This is a genomic window from Gilliamella sp. Fer4-1, assembly GCF_001690515.1.
Classification (GTDB): Bacteria; Pseudomonadota; Gammaproteobacteria; order Enterobacterales; family Orbaceae; genus Gilliamella; species Gilliamella apicola_C.
Genome location: NZ_LZGZ01000326.1, coordinates 1 through 1380, shown reverse-complemented (window position 1 = coordinate 1380; position 1380 = coordinate 1). Strand labels below are relative to the sequence as shown.

Annotated in this window: 1 protein-coding gene; it reads right to left on the bottom strand. The window is 30.9% G+C overall.

What is annotated here, in order from left to right; all coding sequences use genetic code 11:
• Window positions 1–1021: 1021 nt before the first annotated feature.
• A complete protein-coding gene (locus A9G30_RS10955) occupies window positions 1022–1330 on the bottom strand; it encodes a hypothetical protein (RefSeq protein ID WP_065588979.1) in 309 nt (102 codons plus the stop codon).
• Window positions 1331–1380 lie beyond the last annotated feature (50 nt).

Here is a 1380-nt window from a genome sequence, read left to right as displayed (position 1 = left end):
TTTTATGATTATTAGCCTGTAAAAAAGCTAATTTAATTTTTACCGTTAAAATTATAATGTTAAAAAAAAGCTTGGCTAGTTTTTTTTGTGATTTTTTGTAAAGGAATGTAAAAAAAACATATTAAGCTTTGGAGAAAGCTTTAAGGGATTGAAATTTTTTTGATTTTTGTAAAAAACAACAAGGTAAAAACATAATAAAATCAATACGCACCTGACTGTTTTTATGGTTTTCGGGTTTGGGTAACAGTATTTGACTATAATTTGTGTGATTGGGTTTCGGACATGTTGAGTTTTTTGTAGTGGAACCAATAGCAACAGTGACAACGGTCGAGTTAGGAAATTAGCAAATTCCTTAACACCCCTCACTTTGGCTACAGAATATGGCCGACATATATTTACTCATATCATCCTGATACTCGCCTCTTTGATGCCTTCTTCACTTTGCTCAGATGTTCAAATTTATTCCTAACAAAGCCCAAACTCACCAAACATCCATACTTGCCGTGCTAACCTTGCTTAGTTGTCGACGCATTCTAGCGCGGTGAAAGGGCTGCTGCTATATTGTCCTTGCAATATTATAGGAACATTTTTTACTATAAAAACCTTTCATTTATCAAATTGATTTTACTTAACATTTAAAAATAACTACAATGATAATATTCAATCCAATTGTGATCATTTAAATTTCTTTTAGCAACTCATTAATTTGATAAGAAGATTAAAAAATAAAATACATATCCCAAAAAACGTGGTTTTAAGCGTATTTGTTGTAACAACGAAATAAATAAGTGGGTATTTTAAGATAAAAAAATACCCGCTATAAACAGGCTATAGGGATTCGGAAATTGGCTCCTCCAACAGGACTTGAACCTGTGACATACGGATTAACAGTCCGCCGTTCTACCGACTGAACTATGGTTGTGTTGTGTCTTTCTACCATAACCCATTCAATTTATCAATGCATTGTTTAATATAATATTTTTATAGTACATTGGTTAGTTTTTATAAAATCTTTTTTATATTAACGGCTTGCATAAATGGAAATAACTTCTCCTGAATCCATGTCTATATCAACATTAATATCATCTATTACTATTCCTCCTGCACCAATATCCATCCAATTATTTTGTGTTACTTCTTCTGAATAAAACCGTATTGTGTAACATTTGGCTCCATTATTTATCTTTATATGGTGACTAAAAGATATATAAAAATGATCGATATCGTATTTGTGTTTGATCACAAATTCACTTTTCTTTGCTGCTTCTATCGCTTTAAATAGAAAAGATGTATATTTTTTATCAAGCTTGAAAATAGCGTTTTCACTCATAATGTAATTGAGCCTTGCCCAAATAGTAGACTGTAATTATCTTAATGATA